20 protein-coding genes are annotated in these 22,535 nt (G+C 62.3%); all 20 read right to left on the reverse strand.

The genetic code is table 11. The annotated features are described in order from the left end of the window. Positions 1–64: 64 nt before the first annotated feature. The 20 genes from recO to addB all read right to left on the reverse strand — a co-directional run bounded on the left by recO (position 65) and on the right by addB (position 22,494). Complete coding sequence (gene recO, locus ACFFT4_RS34280) at positions 65–898, reverse strand: DNA repair protein RecO (protein ID WP_378054209.1); 834 nt, start codon at positions 896–898, stop codon at positions 65–67. Positions 899–904: 6 nt separating this feature from the next. Continuing rightward, positions 905–1,054, reverse strand: coding sequence for a YqzL family protein (locus ACFFT4_RS34285; protein WP_378054211.1), 150 nt, complete (start codon positions 1,052–1,054; stop codon positions 905–907). Positions 1,055–1,169: 115 nt separating this feature from the next. Beyond that, positions 1,170–2,072 carry a GTPase Era gene (era, locus tag ACFFT4_RS34290; protein ID WP_378054213.1) on the reverse strand — a complete coding sequence of 301 codons (903 nt, stop codon included), beginning with the start codon at positions 2,070–2,072 and terminating at the stop codon, positions 1,170–1,172. 4 nt (positions 2,073–2,076) lie between these two features. Further along, positions 2,077–2,523, reverse strand: coding sequence for a cytidine deaminase (locus ACFFT4_RS34295; protein WP_378054215.1), 447 nt, complete (start codon positions 2,521–2,523; stop codon positions 2,077–2,079). A 33-nt stretch (positions 2,524–2,556) separates the two neighbouring features. After that, the gene (locus ACFFT4_RS34300; protein WP_378054217.1) at positions 2,557–2,928 is read right to left on the reverse strand and encodes a diacylglycerol kinase family protein; all 372 of its coding nucleotides are present in this window, start codon (positions 2,926–2,928) and stop codon (positions 2,557–2,559) included. Beyond that, positions 2,925–3,461: an rRNA maturation RNase YbeY gene (ybeY, locus tag ACFFT4_RS34305; RefSeq protein ID WP_378054219.1), complete on the reverse strand. Its 537-nt coding sequence runs from the start codon at positions 3,459–3,461 to the stop codon at positions 2,925–2,927. Before ybeY ends, ACFFT4_RS34300 begins: the two co-directional genes overlap by 4 nt. A 1-nt stretch (position 3,462) precedes the next feature. After that, on the reverse strand, positions 3,463–5,742 hold the full coding sequence (locus tag ACFFT4_RS34310; protein ID WP_378054221.1) for an HD family phosphohydrolase: 2,280 nt from the start codon (positions 5,740–5,742) through the stop codon (positions 3,463–3,465). Positions 5,743–5,767: 25 nt separating this feature from the next. Beyond that, positions 5,768–6,733 carry a PhoH family protein gene (locus tag ACFFT4_RS34315; RefSeq protein WP_378054223.1) on the reverse strand — a complete coding sequence of 322 codons (966 nt, stop codon included), beginning with the start codon at positions 6,731–6,733 and terminating at the stop codon, positions 5,768–5,770. Positions 6,734–6,762: 29 nt separating this feature from the next. Continuing rightward, positions 6,763–7,941: a sporulation protein YqfD gene (gene yqfD, locus ACFFT4_RS34320; protein WP_378054225.1), complete on the reverse strand. Its 1,179-nt coding sequence runs from the start codon at positions 7,939–7,941 to the stop codon at positions 6,763–6,765. 153 nt (positions 7,942–8,094) lie between these two features. Continuing rightward, positions 8,095–8,391: a sporulation protein YqfC gene (gene yqfC / locus ACFFT4_RS34325; protein ID WP_378054227.1), complete on the reverse strand. Its 297-nt coding sequence runs from the start codon at positions 8,389–8,391 to the stop codon at positions 8,095–8,097. Positions 8,392–9,376: 985 nt separating this feature from the next. Beyond that, positions 9,377–9,844: a hypothetical protein gene (locus ACFFT4_RS34330; RefSeq protein WP_378054229.1), complete on the reverse strand. Its 468-nt coding sequence runs from the start codon at positions 9,842–9,844 to the stop codon at positions 9,377–9,379. Between the two features lie 33 nt (positions 9,845–9,877). Next, complete coding sequence (gene floA, locus ACFFT4_RS34335) at positions 9,878–10,876, reverse strand: flotillin-like protein FloA (protein WP_378054231.1); 999 nt, start codon at positions 10,874–10,876, stop codon at positions 9,878–9,880. 68 nt (positions 10,877–10,944) lie between these two features. After that, a complete protein-coding gene (locus tag ACFFT4_RS34340) occupies positions 10,945–12,354 on the reverse strand; it encodes an NfeD family protein (RefSeq protein ID WP_378054233.1) in 1,410 nt (469 codons plus the stop codon). 210 nt (positions 12,355–12,564) lie between these two features. After that, positions 12,565–13,008 (reverse strand): GatB/YqeY domain-containing protein, encoded by a 444-nt coding sequence (locus ACFFT4_RS34345; RefSeq protein ID WP_378054235.1) that lies wholly within the window; start codon positions 13,006–13,008, stop codon positions 12,565–12,567. Positions 13,009–13,023: 15 nt separating this feature from the next. Next, positions 13,024–13,197, reverse strand: coding sequence for a 30S ribosomal protein S21 (gene rpsU / locus ACFFT4_RS34350; RefSeq protein ID WP_094041673.1), 174 nt, complete (start codon positions 13,195–13,197; stop codon positions 13,024–13,026). Between the two features lie 149 nt (positions 13,198–13,346). Then, entirely contained in the window at positions 13,347–13,745 is a 399-nt protein-coding gene (locus ACFFT4_RS34355; RefSeq protein WP_378054237.1) for a histidine triad nucleotide-binding protein, read from the reverse strand. A 79-nt stretch (positions 13,746–13,824) separates the two neighbouring features. Then, the gene (locus tag ACFFT4_RS34360) at positions 13,825–14,223 is read right to left on the reverse strand and encodes a hypothetical protein (protein WP_378054239.1); all 399 of its coding nucleotides are present in this window, start codon (positions 14,221–14,223) and stop codon (positions 13,825–13,827) included. Positions 14,224–14,321: 98 nt separating this feature from the next. After that, entirely contained in the window at positions 14,322–14,954 is a 633-nt protein-coding gene (locus ACFFT4_RS34365; protein WP_378054241.1) for a hypothetical protein, read from the reverse strand. A gap of 65 nt (positions 14,955–15,019) precedes the next feature. Then, positions 15,020–18,958 carry a UvrD-helicase domain-containing protein gene (locus ACFFT4_RS34370; RefSeq protein ID WP_378054243.1) on the reverse strand — a complete coding sequence of 1,313 codons (3,939 nt, stop codon included), beginning with the start codon at positions 18,956–18,958 and terminating at the stop codon, positions 15,020–15,022. Next, positions 18,955–22,494: a helicase-exonuclease AddAB subunit AddB gene (gene addB / locus ACFFT4_RS34375; RefSeq protein ID WP_378054245.1), complete on the reverse strand. Its 3,540-nt coding sequence runs from the start codon at positions 22,492–22,494 to the stop codon at positions 18,955–18,957. The genes ACFFT4_RS34370 and addB overlap by 4 nt, the downstream gene beginning before the upstream one ends. Positions 22,495–22,535: the final 41 nt, after the last annotated feature.

The raw sequence follows: 22,535 nt of genomic DNA on the forward strand, positions 1-22,535 counted from the left end.
ACCTGTCAAACCAGCAACCTCCCCGGGACCGTCCGCCGCCCGCCGCTCGGCCTTCCCCTGCTCTCTATCCGCTCTCGTCCGCGGCCGGCGCATCCTCGGAGCTGTCGGCTTGGGCCGGATTTTCCCGCTTGGCCGCCGGGACGCTTCCGAGCAGATCGCCGTATTTCTCCAACTGATCAAGAAAGCCGCGCGATTTCAAATTCACATTCAGATGAAAGTCCATCCATCTGCGAAGCGCGAGCTGCAGCTGGCTCTTGGAGCTTTCCTTAACCGCGATGCTCCCCAGTCTGCGCATATCGAGCGCCAGAAAAACGCGCAGCAGCTTCCATACGCCGTCCTGCAGCTCCAAGGCGGCGGGATCTCTTCCCCTGCACGAGCGGCACAGCGCCCCGCCTCCGGCGGCGCTGAAATAAAACGGCCCGTCGCGCCGCCCGCAGCTGACGCATTCGTCCAGCATCGGCGCGTAGCCCGCGGCGGCGAACACCTTCATCTCGTAAGCCCGCACCACGATCTGCGGATCTTTCCCTTCCGCAAGCGCCGTCTGACAGGCTTTAAGCTGATGGAACAAATAGGCCGCCGCCTCGTCGTCGTTAATCGCGCGATCGGTCAATTCGGCCGCATAAGCCGCATAGGCCGGGCCTTCGAGGCCTTGACGCAGCTCCTGGAACGACTCGATGATTTCTCCGCTGTTCAGCGTGCCCAGCGTCCCGTTTCGATAATAGGAATAATCGCCGTATGTAAAAAGCTGCGCCAGCGCGCCGTAACGGCTTTTGAGCTTTTTCGCCCCGCGCACGACAATGCCCTGCTTCCCCAAAGTAGGCGTAAGCAGGGTAACGATTTTATTTCCTTCCCCATAATCGGTGCTTCGAATGACAATCCCTTCGGCCCGATACAGCATCGGCTCTCATTCCTCGTCCGCGACGTCGCCCTCGTCTTCCTCGGGCCCGGCGCCCGCGCCGAGCTCGGGAGCTCCGAGATCGTGCATTTCTTTATAAAGCAAATAGGCTTCGACATCGCCGGTTTGCGTAAACACGTGCCACGTGAAATCCCGCACAACGCCTCATCCTCTCCGGGCGAACTAATCTGCGCCTTCGAGGTTAGGATGTCACGGGAGCGTCGGCCGTATGCCTGACACATTTTTGCACCGGCATGGCCGACCGGCTGTCCGTCTAATCTTCCCGGTAACCGAGCGTCTTCAAGATCGACTCGCGGTTGCGCCAGTCCTTGTTGACCTTGACCCACAGCTCGAGAAAAATTTTCGAGCCGAGCAGCCGCTCCATATCGAGCCGCGCCAGCTTGCCGACCTCTTTCAGCAGGCCGCCGTTTTTGCCGATGATGATCCCCTTCTGGGAATCGCGCTCGACGTAGATGACGGCTCCGATGTTGACGAGCCCGTTGTCCGCGACGCTCATGCTCTCGATCTCGACCGCAATCGAATGCGGGATCTCTTCCCTCGTGAGCTGCAGCAGCTTCTCGCGAATCAGCTCGGCGCAGACGAATTGCTCCGGGTGGTCGGTAATCTGGTCGGCCGGATAATACATCGGACCTTCCTTCAAATACTTCGACACCTGCTCCAGCAGCGTCGTTACGTTGTTGCCCTGCAGCGCGGACACCGGCACGATCTCCGCGAAATCCATCTGGCTGCGAAACTTGGCGATGACCGGCAGGATCGCCTCCGGATGGATTTTATCGATTTTGTTCAGCACGAGGAATACCGGCGTATCCTTCACTTTTTTGAGCTGTTCCATAATGTAGCGGTCTCCGCCGCCGATCGGCTCGGTCACGTCGGTCAGGTAGAGAATCGCTTCCACTTCGTTCAGCGCGCTCTCCGCCGCCCGGAGCATATAGTTGCCCAGCTTGGAGTTCGGCTTATGAATGCCCGGCGTATCGAGGAAAACGATCTGCGTATCGTCGGTCGTATAGACGCCGTGGATTTTGTTGCGCGTCGTCTGCGGCTTGTCCGACATGATCGCGATCTTCTGGCCGATCGCCTGGTTCATCAGCGTCGACTTGCCTACGTTCGGGCGTCCGACAATGGCGACGAAGCCCGATTTGAAGCCTTTCTTCTGCATCCTATTATTCTCCTTCGACCACTTCTCGGTTGTTCAAGTCCCGCGGCAGGAACGCGCCGGGGAGCAGCTCCGCCACCGTCGTTACCCGCGTCTCGCCGCGCAGGTTGGCCATGATAACCGGCATGTCCGGCTCGCACAGCTCGGCCAGCACCTGCCGGCAAACTCCGCAAGGGGCGATCGGCTGCTCCGTGTCGCCGATGACGGCGACGGCCCGGAACTCGCCGGCCCGGCGTCCGTCCGCGATCGCGCGGAACAGCGCCGTTCGCTCCGCGCAGTTCGTCGGTCCGTAGGCCGCGTTCTCCACGTTGCAGCCATGGTGCAGGTTGCCGTCCTCGTCAAGCGCCACGGCGCCTACCGCAAACCGCGAATACGGCACGTAAGCTCTCTTGCGCGCTTCGGCCGCTTCCTCCACCAGACGTTCCGGCGTAAAGCCCATCAGTTGCAGCCCCATCTCTCTTTGTCCCCCGTTCGTCTTTCTCATCGTTTAAAACAAAACGCGCCACAGCGGGGGACCGAGCACGATCGCCCCGACCGCGGCCGCGAATATCGCCATGACGAGCACGGCCGCGGCCGCCGAGTCCTTGGCCGTCTTCGCCAGCGGGTGAACGTCCGTCGAAATTCGGTCCACCGTCCGTTCGATGGCGGTGTTGACCAACTCCGCCGACCAGACGGCCGCGATCGCCAGCAGCAGCCACAGCCAATCCCGGCGGTCGACATTCAGCCACAGCGCCAGCGCGACGACGACCAAGGCGGCGACCGAATGGAACCGCATATGACGTTCGGTTCGCAGCGCCTCCGTCAGCCCAGCCCAAGCGTTGCGGAACGACCGGACTTCGCGCGCGCGCCAGCCGCTCATCTCACGAGGCCCGCTTCCCGCAATACCTCTTCCTGCTTGGCGAACATCAGCCGCTCCTCTTCCTCGTCGCCGTGATCGTAGCCAAGCAGATGAAGAAACCCGTGCACGAACAGGAAGCCGAGCTCCCGCTCGAAGCTGTGTCCGTATTCCGCAGCTTGCGCCTCCGCTCTCGGAACGGAAATGACGATGTCCCCGAGCAGATCGGAGAACGGATCGCCGGCTTTGTCGTCGTCCTCCCAGCTCTCCTCGCCTTCTGCGGAAGACTCGTATTCGTCCTCGTAACGGATGTCGGCCTGTTCTCCCTCCAGCAGCGAGAAGCTCAGCACGTCCGTCGGCTTGTCCAGGTCGCGGTATTGGCGGTTCAGCTCGCGGATGCCTTCGTCGTCCGTCAGCGTCAAAGTGACGATGCCCCGCTCCACTTCCTCCTTGCGGCCGGCAATCGCCAGCAGCTTCTCCAGCGCCTCCATCCACTGCTCTTCCCGCTGGCCGGCCCCGCCTTCCCGCTCGTCGATCCATTCCAGGCTTAGCGTCATTCTAATTCTCCTTCGCTTCTTTGGCGTCGTCCGTCGCTTCCTTCGCCATCTTCAATTGTTTGTCGTCCGGATATTCGATCCGGGAATGGAACATGCCGATGACCGCTTCCTTCAGCGTCTGGGCGATTCTGTCGAGCTCCTTCATCGTCAGGTCGCATTCGTTGAACTGGTGGTCGTCCAGCCGGTCCTTGATAATCTTGGCGATCATCTCCTCGATCTGCTCCACCTTCGGATGGTTCAGCGAGCGGACCGCGGCTTCCACGCAGTCGGCGATGCCGACGATCGCCGCCTCCTTGGACTGCGCCTTGGGGCCGGGATAGCGGTAATCGTCTTCGGTGAAGTCGATCTCCTTCCCCTGCTCCTGCGCCTGCTTAACCGCCTTGTAATAAAAATATTTCAGGAACGTCGAGCCGTGATGCTGCTCGGCGATGTCGCGTATCGGCTTCGGCAGCTTGTGAGCCTTCAGCATATCCGCGCCGTCCTTCGCGTGAGCGATAATGATCGAGGCGCTTACCTTCGGTTCCAATTTGTCGTGCGGGTTGCCTGAAGCGTTCTGGTTCTCGATAAAATAGAGCGGCCGCTTCGTCTTGCCGACGTCGTGGTAGAACGAGCCGACGCGGCACAGCAGACCGTTCGCCCCGACCGACTCCGCGGCCGCCTCCGACAGGTTGCCGACCATCAGGCTGTGATGATAAGTGCCCGGCGTCTCGGTCAACAGCTTGCGCAGCAGCGGGTGGTTCGGGTTCGACAGCTCGACAAGCTTAAGCGCCGACAAAATTCCGAACGTGACTTCGAAAAACGGCATAAGGCCGATGACGAGCACCGCCGTCAGCAGTCCGCTCGCCAGCATGAAAATAACCGACTGGAGCAGGTCCGCGCGGCTCGGCTCCGGATTGACCAGCATGAGGGCCAGCACGGCGACCGAGCCGAACAGACTGACCATTATGCCGGCCTTCAGAATGGACGAGCGCTGACTCGCCCTGTGGATCGCCAGCACCGCCGTGAAGGACACGACGGCGGCGACGAAACCGTAGCGGAAGTCGAAAATATGCTCCTGCTCGACGTTCAGAATGACGCTGGCCAGCAGCGTAAACAGAAACGAGCTGACCAAGCCCAGGTGCATGTCGAGCAGCAGCGTCACCAGCATGCCGCCCATCGCAATCGGCGCCAAATAACCGACGAACGGCCAGTCCGAGCTGTGCGTCAAGGCGACCAGATGCATAAACAGCAGATTAAGCGCGAAGATCAGCAGCAGCATGGCCCAATGCGCGTTCGTTTTCTTCAATATCGTCGAGGCCGACGTCAGCTCTCCGTACCCATACAGGGCCAGCGTCAAAATCACGGACAGCAGCAGCACGCCCAGCTGCGGCAAATAGTTTTTGCGCTCCTGCAGCAGTCCCATGCCGTCCAGCTTCTCGTACAGGCTTTCGGTAATAACCTGCCCCTGCTTCACGACGATGTCGCCCTGTTTGATCACGACCGGAGGCATATTCTGCTTCGCCTCGACCTTGGCGTTATCGGTCGCCTTCTTGTCGAAGAACTTGTTTGGCAGGATGGCCAGCCGCGCCAGCTCCTGCACGATTTCCCGCTCCGTCTTCAGCGCCAGGGAGCTCGCATTCACCAGCTCGGCCACCTTCGTGCGCGCCGTCTCCGCCTGCGTGATCGGCTCGCTCGTCATCTTCCATACGACGTCGCGCGTCACCGACCGCATCTCCTGAAGCTGCTCCGGCGACATCCGGGGAATCTTGTAATAGGTTTCCTCCGGGATCGCATATTTTTGCATCGCGACGACCCGCTGCATCTCCTCCAGCAGCTCCGGCGAATACGTCTCCGAGCCGCGATTGGAAATAACGAAGTTGGAGACGTACTGGTCGACCCGTTCCGGCAGAACGCGGCGGAAAATGTCCACCCGGTCGGCCTCCGTAATCTGGTCGTCCAGGTTCAGCTCTTCGATTCTCGCGAACAGCTCGTTGACCAGCACCTCGTTGCGGAGCTGGACGATCGAATACGTATCGGGCACCTTGCTCGACGCGTCCTCCTGCGCCTGCAGGGTGGCCTTCTCGTCCACTTCCTGGCGCGGCGCGCGGATGTCTTTGTCCGCCTTGCCGTTAAGCGTAATATCGTACGTCTCCGGCACCAGCCGCGGAGCAAGGCTGAAATAAAACAAAAACACAAAAAGCAGAAGCAGGAGCCAGCGCATCGCCGCGCTGTTCTTCCATCCTGCCGCTGCCCCGGACAAGGTAAGCGGATTGCTTGGCTGGCCGCTGTTGTTTCGACTCATCCGGCACTCCCCTCCCTTAAGGGTTTTATTGTTCCTGGTCTGCGTTGTAAGCGAGAATGATCTTCTGCACGAGCGCGTGTCTGACGACGTCCTGATCGGAGAAGTACACGATTCCGATCTCTTCGATAGAGCGAAGAATCCGCTCGGCCTCCGTCAATCCCGACTTCTTCCCCTTCGGCAGATCGATCTGCGTCACGTCTCCGGTAATGACCATCCGGGAGCCGAAGCCGAGCCTCGTCAGGAACATCTTCATCTGCTCCGGCGTCGTGTTCTGCGCTTCGTCCAGAATGACGAACGAATCGTCCAGCGTGCGTCCTCTCATGTAAGCGAGCGGAGCGATCTCGATCTGGCCGCGTTCCATCGCCTTGGCGACGCCTTCGGCGCCAAGCGCGTCGTTAAGCGCGTCGTACAGCGGGCGCAAGTACGGATCGACCTTCTCCTGCAGGTCCCCAGGCAGGAACCCGAGGTTCTCCCCGGCCTCCACGGCCGGGCGGGTGAGCAAAATACGCTTGACCCGGCCCTCCTTCAGAGCGGCGATGGCGCTCATGACGGCGAGATACGTCTTGCCGGTGCCGGCGGGCCCGATTCCGAGCACGATGTCCTTCTTGCGAATCGTCGTGACGTAATGGCGCTGGCCCAGCGTCTTCGGAATGATCGGCTTGCCGCGGAAGGTGAGCGTAATCTCTCCCTTGAACAGGGAGAGCAGTTCGTCCGCTTTCATCTCGCGCGCCAGCTCGAGCGCGTAGCGCACGTCGCGTTCGCCGAGCTGCAGGCCGCCCTGAATGAGCTGGATCAGCGTCTCGAACAGCTGCTGCAGGGAACGGACTTCCTCTTCCGGTCCTTCAATATAGATTTCCGCGTCCCTCGATCGGATGAGCGACACGGTTTCCTTCTCGATGAGGCGCAGAAACTTGTCTTGCGGGCCGAACAGCGCCAGCCCTTCTGCCGCGTTGCTGAGCGGGATCGTTGTCGAATGCTTTAGTTCCGTCAAAAAAACTCATTCCCCCTAAACCCTGTCCGTTACGTAATTGGACGTTCGACCTCGATGGATTGTTCCACTTCAAAAAGAACGGTTAACAACACTTTACCATTCTCGGTATGTTCATGCAAAATGTTTTCCGCTTTAATTGTCGCATCCTTGCCGGCCTTCGCGAGCAATTCGGCTCGCGCCTGAGCGAGTCCGACCTCTTTCGCCTCCGCGGAAGTCAGCTTTTTGCCGATTTCGACGACTTCCAGCTCGTGCTCCTTCATCGTGCCGAACGGCAGCTCCATGTTCCAGAGCCGGGCTTTCTGGAGCTCCGTGCGAATTTGCGAGCGCTCGAACGGTTCGCCGCCGTAGCCCAAAATTTGCAGCGCCCTGCTGCCGATGACCAGGTAACCCCTCTCCTTGGACTCCCCGGTCAAATTTCGCGTCTTCGCCTGCAGCGGCGAGACGATCCGGTACTCGTGCCAGACCAGCCCCATCACCTTGCCCTTGGAGACGACCTGTTTGCTGTTGTTCCCTTCGCCGAGTATGCCCGAGATCAGAATGTCGCCCTTGCGCACCCGGTCGTTACGTTCTACCTTGGGCCGACCGTTCTCCGCCACGATGCGGGTCACCACCGCATCCGCCTTGGCGACAAGATGCCGCGGCCCCTCCAGCTCCTTGCTCTCCGGCTTCGTCGACTCGACGACCGTAATCGTAACGGACGTGCCGCGCTTGTCCACGCCGACCCAGGCCGCCTCGGGCAGCCGCAGCGCAAGCCGCTGCGACAGCGTGGCCGCGTCTCCGAGCCGGAACGACCACTGGTAATCGTAGATGCCTTCGGCTCTCGCGGCCTGGCGGATTTTCTCCTCGGGAATCGCCGAATTGCCCTCTACGCGCACATCCCAGATCAGCGTGGACAGCACGAACAGCGCCAGGACAAACCCCAGCATGCCCGCCGCGAACGTCTTGCGCCTGGAAAGCCGGGCCAGCCGGAACGGCAGGCCGTGTCTGGAAATAATCCGGGTGCGGCAGCCGCTCTCCTTCAGCAGCGCCCGCATCCGGAAGAAGTCGGGAATCGCCACCCCGAACGTCATTTCCCCTTCCGGCGTAAACGAAATATGCCACAAGTCGATCCGCTCTCTCGTCGCCAAGTTAACGAATCGCTCGGAGGCTTCCCCGATCAGCTTGACCCATACGTAACCGCGCGCGTACGCGACCCAGTTTCCTTTCATTCCTGCTCCCTCCCGGCATAAGGGCTTGTCCCGGCTTTCCGCGTCCGGACGAGCCATTCCGCCGCCATGCCGCGAAGCGCCCAACGGCGCTTCGAGTCGGCATGACGGCGTTATGGCATGATGATGATAATGGGGCATGACGGCCCCGGACGCTTAGGCTGGCGTTATTCCCTTCGCATGCAATTGGACGCCCAATATTTTTCCTTCCACGAACACTTCCTCCGACCCGATGCTGCGGATAACCAGATTCTCTCCGGTCACCTCCATCTCTCCGCCGTCCATGGCCAGCCTCAGACTGTCGGGAGAGAAGTGAACGATGCCGCGATGGTTTTCCACCGTCAGTTGAAGGCCGCCGATCATCGTGATGCGCGGCAGGTCCAGCGCGACGTCCTGCGGTAGATCGAGAATCGTCGCGGTCCATTTGCGCAGCTTCCGGCTTACACGCACCATTGGGCGGTCCTCCCTCCTATACGATAAACATATGCGCCCGCCTCCCTCTTTATGTGGCCGTCCGGGCCAGCTCGCTCCCGTTCTCGCCGTCCTGCCGGAACGCAAAAAACTATGACCGCCCAATTCGAGCGCCGCCCGCTTTTAGCGGTCTGACGGACCGTTACGCGGGCCCATCCGGGCAGATGCTCGCTTTTAGCGGTCCGGGAGGCCGCTACGCTGGCCCATTCGGGCATCTGCCCGCTTTTAGCGGTCTGACGGACCGTTACGCGGGCCCATTCGGGCAACTGCCTACATTTAGCGGTCTGGGAGGCCGCTACACAAGCCCATTCGGGCATCTGCCCGCTTTTAGCGGTCTGACGGACCGTTACGCGGGCCCATTCGGGCAGATGCCTGCATTTAGCGGTCTAGGGAGGCCGTTACGCAAGCCCATTCGGGCAACTGCCCGCTTTTAGCGGTCTAGGGAGGCCGTTACGCAAGCCCATTCTGGCAACTGCCCGCTTTTAGCGGTCTGGGAGGCTGTTACTGTGCCGCTTCGACCGATTATGGAGCCTGAAGGCTCGGAGGAATCGCCTGTCGGAGCAAGGGTAAAGTCATAGCGGAGGCATAGCGAAGGTTAATCTATTTCGGACATCTTTACTCAAAAGATTCCGGCGAGTGTCATGTACATCAATTGGTCAGCTATAGAAAAAAACCGTTCCTTTGGCAAATGCGCCTGCCATTTTGCCAAAGGAACGGTTTTTTTATACGTTTTAGAGGCTGTCCCCTGAGTCAGGGCATACAAGAGGATCGATGAAAAAAGAAGAAGCATCTACCTCCCGGAAACTGCCTCATACGGTCCTGAAATGGCACTGCCACGGGTTTATCCGTTCATAATTCCAGGAAGGTATGGCACAGAAGGGGGTAGATGCGACTTACATGATTCCATCGATCATCGTTCAGTATGACTCTGTTACTTAAGGGACAGCCTCATGGGCGCGGCGACGAATTAGCGCCGGTAGGGCTTATGCGCCCGCGGGCGGCCCAATATTTCCGACCACAACACCGCCTTCGCCAAATCCCGCTGCTGCAAGGCCGTGCGGGTTTCCCGGCCGCCGTTCAGGGCGCCGGCCCGCTTCATTGTCGGCTCCTGAAAAATCGGACTCTCGAGTTCTTCCATTCCTCCGGCGTCGGGAGTCGCGAACACGCCTCGCTCGGCCGCGGAATAGGCGCTCCTCTCCGGCTGGGGAACCGCAACGGGCCTGGTTCTTGCCGTCTGCTGCTGCGGCTGAGACTGCGGCAGCGGCCGTCCCGGCCGCTCCGGGCGTCTATGCTGCGCCTCCCCTCCAAAGTCCGGCATCCGGTTCGGCGGACGCTTCTCCAGCGGGGATTTGCGGAAAAACAGAAAGTACAAAATGCCCACGATGACAATCACAAACTGAAAGTTCGAGGTCAGGAACGTAACGAGCTGCTCCACGGCGCTCCCTCCTTCCCGCTTGGCGCGGACGGATTAAGACTTCTTCGGTCCGTCTCCGCCGAGCAAATCGTTCTGACCGCCGATAGAGCCTCTCATCTGCGTATCCGCTTCGATATTTTTCAGGTTCATGTAATCCATGACGCCAAGATTGCCGGATTTGAGCGCGGCCGCCATCGCCAGCGGCACCTCCGACTCCGCCTCCACGACCTTCGCCTGCATCTCGACGACGCGCGCCTTCATCTCCTGCTCATGAGCGACGGCCATCGCGCGGCGTTCCTCCGCCTTCGCCTGGGCGATCCGCTTGTCGGCTTCGGCCTGTTCCGTCTGCAAATGGGCGCCGATGTTCTTCCCTACGTCGACGTCCGCGATGTCGATGGACAAAATTTCGAACGCCGTTCCCGCGTCAAGCCCTTTGCCCAGAACCGTTCTGGAGATCAAATCGGGGTGCTCCAGAACGTCCTTGTGGGACTCCGAAGCGCCGTTCGTGCTGACGATGCCCTCGGCTACCCGGGCAAGCACCGTTTCCTCGCCGGCGCCACCGACGAGACGGTCGATGTTCGCTCTTACCGTTACTCGAGCGCGCACTTTAACCTCGATGCCGTTCTTCGCCACGGCGGATACGACGGGAGTTTCGATAACCTTCGGGTTAACGCTCATCTGTACCGCCTGCAGGACGTCCCGTCCGGCCAGATCGATCGCGGCTGCGCGTTCGAAAATAAGGGGAATGTCGGCACGCTGCGCCGCAATGAGCGCATTGACGACTCTGTCCACGTTGCCCCCCGCCAAGTAATGGCTCTCCAGTTGATTAATGTTTAAGCCGAGCCCCGCCTTGGTCGCCTTGATCAGCGGATTGACAATCCGGCTCGGAACGACGCGCCGCAGCCGCATGGCCACAAGCGTGATGATGCTGATCCGAACTCCGGCGGCCAGCGCCGAGATCCACAGCATAAAAGGGAAAAAGCTCATGAACACCGACACCGCGATTACGACGATGGCGATAATAACGAAAACTTGAATATCCGCTCCGCTCATAACATACCTCCGGCAAGTTTAGTTGTGACGCATAGGGACGCATAGAGATGCACAAAAAGCGGCAAAACTCAGGCGTCCTTGTTTAAATTCGACGAATTTCCCGCAATTTCCTTTACGACAATGCGCGTTCCGTCCACGGACGTCACCTGGATGGCTTTGCCTTGTTCGATGAATTCCCCCGACGTAATGACGTCGAGCCGCTTCCCGTCGATCTCGGCAATCCCCGACGGACGCAGCAGCGACACCGCCACCCCGGTCTGCCCGACCCAATGCTCGCGGGGCTGCTGGGGAACGAAGCCCCTGTCGGACGTCAGCTCCTCCTTCAAGATGAACCGGTTCCATACGCCGCGCTTGCGGAACACGTAGACGACAACCCCGACGATGACGGCCGCCACGAGGACCGCGATGCCGAGCGAACGCAGCGCGTTGCCCGTGTCGTACGCTCCCATCGTAATGCCCGCAATGACCGAGGCAATACCGAGTATGCCCAAAATTCCGAAGCTCGGAACGAAAACTTCCAAAATGAGCAAACCGATGCCGAGCAGAAACACGATCATCGACTCCATGCCCGCGAAGCCGGCGATCGACTGTCCGAAGAAATACAGCCCGAACGCGATCAGTCCGGTAATGCCCGGAGCCCCGAAGCCGGGAACGAAAAACTCGATGGCGACGCCCGCGATGCCGATGACGAGCAGGAGCAGGCTGATGCCGGGAGAGGTGAGGAACTCGGATACCCGTTCCGCCAGCGACGGCTTGACCTCGACGATCGTGCGATCGGACAGCCCTTTCCAGGCGACCACTTCCTCTACCGTGCTTGCCAGCTTGTCGGCGTAACCGACCTTAAAAGCGTTTTCCGCGCTCAGCGAAATGATCTGTCCTTGCTGGCTCGTCTCGCCGATCTCCTCCATCTCGACGACCCGGTTCGGATCGACCATGCCGATGGCGATGCCCGGATGGCGTCCGTTCATTTCCGCGGCCGCGCGCATCTCCTCGCTCCAGAACGAGACGAGCTTCGGATTGTCGATCGCGTTGCCGGCTCCGTCCACGATCATGGCCGCGCCGATCGTCGAGCCCGGAGCCATCGCGATGTCTCCGGCGTTCAGCGACAGGTAAGCGCCCGCCGAAGCCGCCTTGCCGGTCACGAAGGCGACCGTCGGAACGGAAGCTTCGCGAATGCGCTTGCCGATCTCCTCCGCCGTATCGAGCCGTCCTCCCGGCGTATCGATGTCGAGCACGATCAGCGACGCCTTTGCCTCTTCCGCTTCGTTAAGCGCCCGATCCAGGAACGAGGCCAGGCCGCTCTGAACCGTCTGCTGCACGGGAATGACGTATACGGCGCCCGCCGAGGGCAGCTCCTCCGCCCGTGCATGGCCAGACGCAGCGCCCAGCAGCGACAGGAGGCCGAGCAACGCCAGCACGGCCAGGCCGATTCGCGATCTCCGCGGCGTGCGGACGTTCCGCAATGTCTCTACGCCCATATTTTTCCTCCCCTCCTTGTCCCTTCTGTGTGCATTTAACATACTCTATATTACGTTTCGACAACCGATGCGTTTCATTCCTGCTATTTTGCTCATTTTGTTTCCTATCAAACCCGCCCGGACCGTTTCCGCATTCGATTCGGGGGCAGAAAAGTCCGCGCATGGCAAAAAGCACCCCCAATTGCGGGAGTGCCAGTCTGTCATGTCTGATTATTGCAGAGATTGCTGGACGATTGCATTGACGAGCTTGCCGTCCGCAACGCCTTTCACCTTGGGCATAAGAACGCCCATCAATTTCCCGAGGTCGGCTTTAGAAGAAGCACCGGTTTCTTGCATGGTCTGCACAACGATTGCTTTGATTTCTTCTTCTGTAAGCTGTCGCGGTAGATATTCGGAGATGATCTCAATTTCTGCCCTGACATTGCTTACGAGGTCTTCCCGGCCGCCCTTCTCGAAGTCCAGCTGGGAATCGCGTCGTTGCTTGAGTTCACGGCTCAATATATTAAGCGTTTCGTTATCGTCAAGCGGCCGGCGCAGCTCGATTTCTTGATTTTTGATCGATGCCCGAATCAGGCGAATCGTCTGGAGACGGAATTTGTCCCCGCTCTTCATCGCTTGCTTCATATCATCGTTCAGTCGCTCCGCAAGATTCATGAGTGCGGATTCCTCCTAGTACTTCCGTTTGCGCGCAGCTTCGGATTTCAGCTTCCGCTTCACGCTTGGCTTTTCGTAATGCTTACGTTTCTTCACTTCCGCGAGAACGCCATCTTTGGCAATGGAACGCTTGAAGCGGCGGAGTGCAGCGTCGATTGTTTCATTTTTTCGTACTTTTGTTTCGGCCACCTGTTTTCCCTCCCTCCGCAACAGACCCAACACGGTTATCAAACTATATTATATGTGATGAGGAAAGGCAGTGTCAACTTGAGCCGAGCAATAAATCCGATTCGTCCGGCGCTAAGTTTTTCCTTCGCCCATGCACGCGTTCATGCGCTTTAATGTTCTCCCGGCGCGTTTAACGGGCCGAGCGGCTCGCCGCCGAGAATGTGCCAGTGGATATGGAACACCAGCTGTCCCGAGTCGCGCCCGCAATTGTTGACGAGACGGTAGCCGGATTCCTCGAGGCCCGCCTCCTGCGCGATTTTCTTGGACGCCAGCAGCAGATGCCCGAGCAGCGCCTGGTCCTCAGGCTGGCAATCGTTCATCGTGGCGATGTGCTTCTTGGGAATGACGAGCAGGTGAACGGGAGCCTGCGGCTGAATATCGTGAAAAGCGTAAACGAGATCGTCTTCGTATACTTTCCGGGAAGGAATCGTGCCTTCGACGATTTTGCAAAACAAACAATCCGGCAAATGGACGCACCCCTTTAACGAGTTGGCATATGCATCCATCATACCGCATCCGGCCCCTCCCCGTCCAATGGGCAGGGACCCGCGGCTAACACCGCAGGTCCCTGCCGCTCAGGCTCTCCGATTACCAATAATAAGGCAGTAAAGAGATCGCCGCCAAGCCCGCGAGCGGCAAAATCAGCCTGTTGAACCGGCGCGGACGGAAAGGGTAGAAGCCCCCTCCGAACGGCGGATAAAACGGCGGCGGGAAAAATCCCCGCGTCGGCTCCACCGAGCCGGGAACCGCCAGACACAGCCATTCGTCGTCCACGTGCTCCACGATGCCGTCGTAGCAGAAGCCGTCGGCCGCCTGCACTTCGACGTAACGATGCATGTGGGCTTCGCACATCGATTTCGTTACCTTTTTGCCGACCGGCTTGTGCGCCGGCGCCGGATGGTACCCGTGATGCCCTGTAGCCGCTTGCTGCACGGATTTCTGCGCAGGCTGCGGCGCCGGCTGCGGCATCGGTTTTGCTTTCTCCATGAGCATTCTCTCCTTGGGCGCCCGTTTCCTCAACATCATATGCGGGCGTAGGCGTTTGGCTACATGGAGGTGCGCAAAATGGGCTCGTTCTTCCGACTCTATCGCCGAACGGCGGCGGCAAGCCGCTGCAGGTTGGCGGAGGCTTCGAGGGCGTACGGCTTCCACTCGCCCAGCGTCGCCATCTGGCGGTAGCCCGCTTCGCCCGAAGGGGCCCGATAGCCCTTCAGCGCTTCCTCGATGCCCGCCGCCGCGTCCCGAACGTCGCCCAGCAAAGCGATCTCCGCCTCCGTCAGCGGGCCGCCGCTTTCGCCGATGACGGCCAGCGGGCCGTCCGCTCCGATCACGGCATCCGCCGCTTCCGTCACCGGCTTGCCTGCCTCTTCCCGCGGCAGTCCGGACGCCGCGCTCTCCGCTTCCACCAGCAGCGCCAGCGCCTCGGAACCCGCCAGCCTGGCCTCGGCGAGCTGCTTGGCGGCGCGGATTCGCTCCGCCTCCGTCTTCGCGACGAGAAAACCTTCGGCCCCGTCGCGGAGACGCTCCGCGAACAGCTGGGCGTACACGTACCGCTCGGCGAGCCGCTGTCCCTGATCGGTTGTGCGCGCCTGGTCCTCCAGCACGTACTTCGAATACCCCATAATCACCAACGTCATCAGAACGACGAACGCGATCAACACCGCTCCGATGACATACGACTTTCCGTTTTTGTTCTTCTTCTCGGCTTCGGCCGACATAACGCATCCCCCTGCAGCTTATTTTCGCTTGGCCGTTCCGGACGGCGCAAGACGGCTCGCGTCCGTCAGATCACCCGGACGACATGGCCGCCGTCGTCGAAGAAATAGACGTACGTCTCCTTGACCGGCATGCCCGCGACGCCGCCGGCCGCTTCCGCATACCGCTCCACCTGGAACCGGTGCTTCTCCGCGGCCGCGGCGGCGTCGAGTCCCTTCAGCGCGTCCGTTTTGTAATCGACGAGCACGAGCCCGTCCCCCTCCTGGAACAAGCAGTCGATTACCCCCTGTATAATTACGGTTTCGCCCGCGTCCGGTTCCAGCGCTCCGGGGTAGACGGAAGCGGCGTCGAGTCCGTACGTGAACGGCACCTCGCGCAGCACGCGCGCCGACTTCCGCATCCGGTCGTACAGCGGCGTCGCGCAGAACGCCGCCACGGCGGACGCGTCGATGCCCGCTTTCTGATCCGCGGACAAAATGCGCCGTTCCTCCAGGCCGTCCAGCAGCTCCGCGATCCGTTCCGCGGAAGCGTCCCCGTCAAGCGGCAAATGCTGCATGACGAGATGGTATGCCGTCCCCCGTTCGGCCGGAGTCAGTTGCCTTGCGGACATGAACCGCGGGCGGCGCAGCCGGAACGTCACCGCCGACGTCTGCGCCTCCTCGTCGTCCGCCAGGCGCTCGCGCCACTCGTCGGGGACGTCTTCCTCGGCGGCGGCTATTTGCAGCTCCGGCGGCCGGACCGCCGCTTCCCCGCCCTGACGGAGCTTCAGCGCCGTGATCGACTTTTTCGCCGCGACCTGCGATGCGGCCTCGTGCGGATACCGCCAGGACAATATGCGGCCGATCGCCTCCGCGGTCGGAGCAGCCGCCGCACGGACCGGATCGCCGTCGACTACGGCGTTCCACAGCCGATTGTCGTCGGGAGCGGCTTCCTGCGCCTCGGAGACGCGGTTCGTATAAGCCGCGAACGGCTCGAAGCGGATAAGCCACCTGCTCGCCGGATCGGCCGACTCGGCGGCCAGCGCCGCCGCGGGACCGAGCCAGTCCAAATATTTCCGCGCGGCCGCCGCCGCATGCGGAGGCAGGCCGTTCTCGGCCATCGCGGCCGTCTCCGCCCATTGCTCCCGCAGCTTGGCCGCGTCCTTGCTCGCCCCGATCAGGAACAGCTTCTCCTTGGGCCGGGTCAGCGCCACGTACAGCACGCGCATCTCCTCGGCCAGCATCTCCGCGGCAAGCTTCCTGCGAATCGCAAGCTGCGGCAGCGTCGGATACGTGACGCGGGTATCCCGCTCGTACACGCGCGGTCCGAAGCCCAGCTTCTTATGCTTCAGGAACGCGCCGTTCAAATCCCTGCGATTGAAATTGCGGCCGAGACCCGCGGCGAAGACGACGGGAAACTCCAGCCCCTTGCTGCGGTGAATCGAGACGATCCGCACGACGTTCTCGCTCTCTCCGAGCGCCCGGGCCGCCCCCAGGTCCGCGCCGGTGTCGCGCATCCGGCCCAGAAACCGCAGGAAGCGGAACAGCCCGCGGAAACGGGAGGAGCGCTCATACTGGATCGCCCGGTCGACCAGCGCGCGCAAATTCGCCTGGCGCTGCCCGCCTCCGGGCAAGCCCCCGACGAAGTCATAGTAGCCCGTCTCCCGGTAGAGCATCCACAGCAGCTCCCCGAGCGGCTCTCTGCGGGCGAAATCGCGCCATATCTCCAGCCTGCCGAGAAATTCGCCGAGGGATCGGCGAACGCCCGGGTCCGGCAAAGCAGCCTCTGCGGCTTCTCCGCCGCCCGCGGCCGCCGCGAACGCCTCCCAGAACGAGCCTCTGCGGCGAACGAGGCGAATCCGCGCCAGGTCCTCGGCCGAGAGGCCGCCGATCGGCGAGCGAAGCACGCCCGCGAGCGGAATGTCCTGGCGCGGATTGTCGATAACCGACAGCAGCGACAGCACGGTGTCCACCTCCGTCGCCGCGAAATAGCCGGTCGCCAGATCCGCGTAGGCGGGAATGCCCGCCGCCTTCAGCTCCTCGATCATCGTCGGAGCCAGCGCGGACACCGCCCGCAGCAAAATGACGATGTCCCGGTACTGCACCGGCCGATGCAGCTTCGCCTTGGCGTCGTACACCGCGAACGGCGGAACCTGGTCTTCTCCCCCGCCGGTTCCCATCAGCTTGCGAATCTCGTCCGCGATGCAGCGGGCCTCGATCTGCGCCGCTTCCAGGTCCTCCGTCTCCTCGGAGCTTTCGTCGGCGGCGCCCGGCTCGTCGTCCCGAGCGCTGCGGTCGTCCGCTCCGGCCTGCGGGTTTTCGGCCCCTTCTTCGTCCTCCGAAGCCGCCGAGGCCGCCCCGTCCAGCACGATCAGCTCGACGGCGTACGGATTGCTTCCCCCGGCTTCTGTCTGCGCCTCGGGGTAGCCGTCGCTATACTTCAGTTCCGCCTGCTCGTCGTAGTCAATCTCTCCGACCGGCTCGCGCATAATGAGCCGGAAGACGTGGTTGGCGGCGTTCAGAATTTCCCGTCTGCTGCGGAAATTCCGCGCCAGGTCGATGCGCAGGCCCGGCTCGCCCTCCAGCCTGCCGGCGTCGGCGATATCCGCCTCGTACGGCAAATAGGTTTTGTATTTTTCCAGAAACAAGCCCGGCTCGGCCAGCCGAAACCGGTAGATGCTCTGCTTGACGTCGCCGACCATAAACACGTTGCCGGGATCGCTTCTGGCGATCAGCGAGACGATCGCCTCCTGCACTTCGTTCGTATCCTGGTATTCGTCGAGATAGATTTCCGCGAACCGGTCGCGGAAACCGAGCGCCGCAAGAGAAGGCACGCTGTTGTCCGGAGTCGAGGAAGCGTCGCGCAAAATGCGCAGCGCGTAATGCTCCAGATCCCCGAAATCCAGAAGTCCCTTCGCCCGCTTGGCCTGCTCGTAGCGCTCCCCGAACCCGATCGCCAACTCGGCCAGGCTCATCATCTCCGGAGCCAGCTCGCGCAGCTCCCGCGCGTACTGCTCCGGAGTGCGGACAAGCCATTCCTCGGCCAGCTTGCCGGCCGTCTTCTTCGCCGATTCCCGCAACGCTTTGACCCGCTCGATCAGCGCCGGATCGTATTCGTCGCCTTTGCACGCCTTGAGCCTGCCGAAGCGAATGCCCGACGCGGCGGCCTGCCAGGCCTCCCACGAGTCCGTCGCGAATGCCGCCGCCGCTTGCTCCAGCCCGTCGATGTCGGCGAACAGCGTCTCGATGTACGGCTCGGGACCGCCCGGTTCGTGCGCAATGCGAAGCGCCGCGCGCAGCATTTGCAGCGTTCCCTGCAGCAGCAGTTCGGCGTCGTCGCGCAGGCTCTTGACCCATAGCGATTCCAGCAGCTCGCCGGCCTCAGCTTCGCCGAACCGGGCGGCCGTCTCGCGGAGCCAATGCTCCGGCCATGGGTGACTGCCCGCGAATTCGTGCAGCTCGAGCACGAGCCGGTGAAGCGGCTCGTCGTCCCGCTCCCCGCCGAAGCGATCCGCCAGCAAAGCCAGCTCGCCGCTGCCTCCTTCGGCCGCATAGCGCTCCTCGAACAGCTCGTCGAGCGTATCCATGCGCAGCAGTCCCGCCTCGGTGTCGTTCGCCATCCGGAAGCCTGGATCGAGCTCGATCAGCGGCGCGTAGCGCTCCACGACCTCCAGGCAGAACGAGTGCAGCGTCGTCACCGAAGCCCGCGGCAGCAGCGCGATCTGGCGGCGCAGATGCTTCGATTCCGGAGCGCGCTCCAGCGCCTCCTCTAGCGCATGGCGTATGCGCTCCTTCATCTCGGCCGCGGCCGCCTTCGTGAACGTCGCCACGAGCATCGCGTCCACGTCCAGCGGACGGCTCTCGTCGGCGATCCGCGAAATGATCCTTTCGACGAGCACCGCCGTTTTGCCCGATCCGGCCGCGGCGGCGACGAGCAGATGCGCTCCGTCCGCCGCGATCGCCGCCCACTGCTCGTCCGTCCAGCGGCTGCCCTCCGGCTTCGCCGGCCATCGTTGCCCCTGCTTCACCGCGGTTCATCCCCCTTGGCTTCAAGCGCCAACCTTCTCCACAGCTGCTCGCGGTCGGACGCCTTGCTTAAAGTCTGGTACCCGTTGCCTTCGACCAGCGTGTCGAAATGGCATACGGGCCGATAGTCACAGAACGCGCACGGACTCCGCTTGTCGAGCCGGTAGGGCGCGATCGCCACATCCCCGTCCGCGATCCGCTTGCCGATCCGGCGAATCTGCGAGCGGACCGAGCCGCGAAGCACGTCCCATTCGGACTCGCTGGCCACCTGCGAACGCGCGGAGAACGCGCCGTCCTTCTTGAACTCGACGGGCACGACCGCCGATTTGCTCTCCCTGTTCAGCGACTCGTCCATCAGCTTGACCGATTCCCCGTCGGCCAGCAGCAGGCCCTGCATCCGGTACTGCTTGAACAAGGCGTTCCTGGCCTCCTCGGGGGACAGCCCGTTCGGCGTGTTCAGCAGCGGATTCTGCACGTGAAAATAAAGCACACCGGCCGGCTTCGCCGCGCGGCCCAGCCAATGCGGAGCGTGCGTAACGACGACGTCCAAATAAGTGAGCATCTGCAGCGACAGCCCGTGCGCCACCTCGTCCAGCTTCAGCTTCGTCGCGCTGGACTTGTAGTCCAGAATGCGCAACAGGAGGCCCGCCGACGATTCGGCCGCGTCCACGCGGTCGATCTTCCCGACGATATCCATCCAACGGGAATCGTCCAGCGGGAGCGACAGCGCCGGGAGCAGGCCGTCCGGTCCGAAGCTCAGCTCCAGGCCGACCGGCTTGAACGCCGACAAGGCCGCATGCTCGCCCAGCATCGCGGAAGCCTTCGTCACGATGTCCCGCAGCTTGCGCGCCATCGCCTGATGGCGGTGGGAGGACAGCAGAATTTGCGACTGCACCCGCGGCAGCAGCTTGTCCACCGCGGCGGCGGCCTCGCTCTGCCATCTGAGAGCGTCCAGTGCCGCCGGTCCTTCGGCGAACAGCTTCTCGGTCGTCTGCCGCAGCGCCGCGTGGAACAGCTGCCCGATATCGGGCGACTCGACCCGATAGAGACGCCGCTCCTGCAAGCGCAGCCCGTGCACGGCAAAATGCTGGAACGGGCACGCGATAAACCGCTCCATCCGCGATACGCTCGCCAGCAGTCGGTCTCCGTAGAGCAGCCGGCTCGTCTCCGGCGACAGCGGCTTCTCTTCGTTCGAATAGCTCAGGGAGCCGACGAGCGAACGCAGTCTCGGCCTCCATTCGTCCTGGCCGAGCAGCCAATCGTACACCGCCCACCAGCCCGGCGTCATCGCCTCGCCCTGCCGCCAGCCTCGCAGCCGGTTCAGCAGATGGGTCATCGCTTTCCCCGGGTGGGCGGCGTAGGCGAGCTGCGCCGCCTCCGGCTGCGTCGGCTGCGGCTCGGCCGCCACCGCTTGCACCGGTATGCCCGGGAACCGTCTGCGCAGCTTGCCGATCCATGGCGACGGCAGCAGCGTCTGGCCTTCCTCGTTGGCGATCGGATAGCTGATCCACAGATGACGGGACGGCGTCGTCAACGTCAAATACGCCAGAAACTCCTCGTCGAGCAGCCGACGCCTCGCGCCAGGCGCGAGCCGAAGCCCCGCCGACGCCAGCCGGTCCCGCTCTTCCTCCGCAAGCAGGCCGTTCTCGGGAATCCGCATCGGCAGCACGCCGTCGCTCGCGCCCAGCAAATAGACGATCCGGATAAGGTCCGATCTCGTCCGCTCGGGACTGCCGATCAGCACGCCGTCGAGCGAAGGCGGCACGGCGCCCAGCTTCAGCTCCTCCAGCCCGGAATCGACCATCCCGGCGAACAGCTCCAGATCCGGGAGACGGTCTCCCATCAGCTCCACCAACTGGTCGAGCAAATAGACGACTCCGTCCCAGAGCGGACGATGAAACGCCATCCGGTCCGGACGCCCGGCCAGCTCGTCCTCCTTCGACCAGCTCTCCAGCCGGTCCGCCGCTCCCGTCTCCTCAAGAAACAGATAGACGGCCTCGCACAGCTCCCGGACCGATCCGGCCGCCTTCAGCCGTCCTTCCAGCGCCAGCAGCGGCTTGAGCAGCGCGTCGCGGATTTCCAGCAGCGCTTCCAGCTCCTTAACGGAAGCCGAACCCGGCTCCGACTCGTCCTCGACGTCTCCGCCGTAAAGCGGGAACCACGCCTGGTCCGAATACCAGCGCCAGCCGTCGATTCCCGCGGCCAGCGCGTAATTTTCCAGCCGGTCGACCTCGTCTCTCGCAACTCTCCGCTCCGGCGTGCCGAGCAGATCCGTTTTCGCGCAACGGAACACCGCCTCCGCCCGCCAGCCTCCGGTGACGCATTCGAGCGCCGAGCGGACGAATTCGACGAACGGATGATGCGAGACGCTCGCTTTGCCGTCGAGGAAGTGCGGGATGCCGTACTCGCTTAACGCGGCTTTCAGCAGATCCGCATAGTCGTCGAGCTTGCGCACGAAGACGGCCATCTCCCGCCAGCGCCGGCCTTCCTCGCGAACCCGGCGCAGCATGTCGCGGGCGACGGCCTCCGCCTCCGTTCGGCGGTTCGCCGCCTCGCAAAGCGACAGGCCGCATTCCGGATGCCCCGGCTCCAGCACGGCGGGGTCGCCGTCCCAGCGCTTCCGGTTCTCCCAATTCCGCTCCAGAAACGCCAGCATCCCATTGTCGCGAAAACGCGGCGCGACTTCCGGCTCCAGCACCGTCGGCGGCTCCAGGGCGACGCCCGCCGCCAGCGCCAGCTCGCACAGCTGCGCGGACGTCTCCGCCGTCGGATGAAACAGGTCCAGCTCGTCCGGCCGCTCTCCCGCGCCGTACGGCCGATCGACGCACAACGCCGCGCTTACTCTGTCCGATTTGGCGAGCAGCGCTTCGATGACCGCGTATTCCCCCGGCGTAAAACCGTGAAAGCCGTCCAGCCAGATTTCCGCGCCGGACAGCAGCGAAGAACGCTGCGCCCCCCGGACGAGCCAATCCAGCATATCCTCTCCGTCCAGCCAATGTCCGGACAGCTCCCGCTCCATGTCGGCGTAGATCGTCGCCAAGTCGTGCAGCTTGTCCGCAAGCATCGCGCCGTCCTTGGCTCCGGCCGCCGTCCGCCCCGCCGCTTCGGCGTGCTCGGCCAGCTTTGCGCCGTCGACGCCGTACCGCTTCATCTCCGTCAACAGATCGTTGATGTCGGCGATCAGCCCCGAATCCCCTTTGCCCCCACGGAACAGCCGCAAGCTCTCTTTTCTGGCCTCCAGCACTTTATGTAAAAGCATCGCTTTGCCGTTGTCGTGAATCGATACGACCGCCGAACCGCCGGTCTCCTGCATGACCCGGAACGCGAGCCGGCGAAAGCTGAGCACCTGCGCCCTCATAAAGCCGTTCAGTCCCGGCGTCGTCGCCATCTCGTATTCGGCCTGGAAGGTCGCCTGCTCGGGCACGAGCAAAATCAGGGGCGCTCCGAGCGGGGCTTCCTTCAGCCTGCCCCTGATTTCGTCCAGGCACAGCCGCGTCTTGCCGCTCCCGGAACGCCCCGTTATCAGCCGTAACGTCATGCGCTTCCCTCCGCTTTCTCTTAACCGCTATCCTTTATCTT

Source organism: Cohnella cellulosilytica (assembly GCF_042431195.1).
In the GTDB taxonomy this organism is placed as follows: domain Bacteria; phylum Bacillota; class Bacilli; order Paenibacillales; family Paenibacillaceae; genus Cohnella; species Cohnella cellulosilytica.